This window comes from Corallococcus sp. Z5C101001 (genome assembly GCF_007352635.1).
Classification (GTDB): domain Bacteria; phylum Myxococcota; class Myxococcia; order Myxococcales; family Myxococcaceae; genus Corallococcus; species Corallococcus silvisoli.
In genome coordinates this window covers 1-1925 of sequence record NZ_VKLU01000048.1, presented here as the reverse complement: position 1 = coordinate 1925, position 1925 = coordinate 1, and the positions used below count along the sequence as shown (strand labels likewise).

Below are 1925 nucleotides of genomic sequence, written 5' to 3'. Positions count from 1 at the left end.
GGCACGCTCGACTTCCTGGGCCGCATCGACTTCCAGGTGAAGGTGCGCGGCTTCCGCATCGAGCTGGGTGAAATCGAAGCCGGCCTCCGCGCCTCCAACGGAGTCAATGAGGCCGTCGTCATCGCCCGTGGCGCCGACGCGGACAAGCGCCTCTTCGGCTACGTCACCGCGCGCGAGGGCCACACGCTGGACACGGACGCGCTCAGGGCACAGCTCAAGCAGCGGCTGCCCGAGTACATGGTGCCCTCCGCGCTCCTGGTATTGGAGGCCCTGCCGCTCAACGCCAATGGCAAGGTCGACCGCAAGGCCCTCCCGGAGCTGGGGGACGTCCCGCGCGCCTCCGCCTTCGTCGCCCCGCGCACTCCCACAGAGGAGAAGCTGGCCACCCTCTTCGCCGAAGTGCTCCGCGTCGAGCGCGTCGGCATCCACGACGACTTCTTCGCGCTCGGTGGGCACTCGCTGCTGGCGACCCAGCTCATCTCCCGCGTACGCGCGGCGTTCTCGGTGGAGCTGCCGCTGCGGGCCCTCTTCTCCGCGCCCACGGTCGAAGGCCTCGCGCCAGCGCTCGAAGCAGCCCGCTCCGCCGCCCACCGCGCGCCGCCCCTGCTGCCCTCCACGCGAGACGGAGTCCTTCCGCTCTCCTTCGCGCAACAGCGGCTCTGGCTGGTGGATCAGCTGCAGCCCGGGGACATCTCGTACAACATCCCCGCGGCGCTGCGGCTGACAGGTCGTCTGGACGTGGGGGCGTTGCGCCGCGCGTTCCAGGCCCTGGTCGCCCGGCACGAGACGCTTCGCACCAGCCTCTCCGCGCCTCACGAAGAGCCGTCGCAATGCATCCAGGAGCAGCTCGACTGGGACCTGCCCGTCATCGACCTGACCTCGGTCCCCGAGTCGCGGCGCGACGCGGAAGCCGAGCGCGTGGCGACCGCGGAGGCCCGCAAGCCGTTCCACCTCGTCACGGGGCCGCTGATGCGCAGCAGCCTGGTGCGGCTGGCGGAGGACTCGCACCTGCTGCTGGTGACGATGCACCACGTCGTCTCCGACGGCTGGTCCATGGGCGTGCTCGTCCGTGAGGTGGCGGCCCTCTACGAGGCCTTCTCCACCGGACAGACGCCGTCGCTCCCGCCGCTCCCGGTGCAGTACGTCGACTTCGCGAAGTGGCAGCGGGACTGGCTCCAGGGCGAAGCGCTGGAGTCGCAGCTCGCCTACTGGAAGCAGCAGTTCTCGGGAGCGCCCGCCGCGCTGGAGCTGCCCACGGACCACCCGCGTCCGCCCGTGCAGTCGCACCGCGGCGCCACGGTGGACGTGCGCGTCCCTGCCCAGCTCTCGAACTCCCTCAAGGCCCTGGCCCAGCGTGAAGGCGCCACGCCTTTCATGCTGTTGCTCGCGGCGTTCCAGGTCCTCCTGTCTCGCTACTCAGGACAGGACGACGTCCGCGTGGGCTCCCCCATCGCGGGACGCACCCAGGCGGAGACCGAAGGCCTGATCGGCTTCTTCGTCAACACCCTCGTCCTGCGCGCGCGGATGCAGCCACGAGACTCCTTCCGGCAACTGCTCGCCCAGGTGCGCGGCACCACGCTCGCCGCCTATGAGCACCAGCACCTGCCCTTCGAGAAGCTTGTCGAAGCCGTGCAGTCCTCGCGTGACCTGAGCCGCGGCGCGCTCTTCCAGGCGATGTTCTCGCTGCAGAACACTCCCATGGAAGCCCTGCGCGTCCCGGGCCTCTCCTTCCAGGCCGTCACGGTGGACACGCGCTCATCCAAGTTCGACCTCACCCTGACGCTGATGGAGTCTCCCCAGGGCTTCGTCGGAACGTTCACCTACGCCACGGATCTCTTCGAGGCGTCCACCGTGCAGCGCATGGCCGGCCACCTCGGCGTGCTGCTCGAGGCCATCGCCTCTCAGCCGGACGCGGCCCTCTCGCA

1 protein-coding gene is annotated in these 1925 nt (G+C 70.1%); it reads left to right on the top strand.

What is annotated here, in order from left to right:
* Positions 1-1925 (top strand): condensation domain-containing protein (locus FOF48_RS36125; protein WP_255443076.1); only part of this gene is annotated, 1925 nt, incomplete at both ends.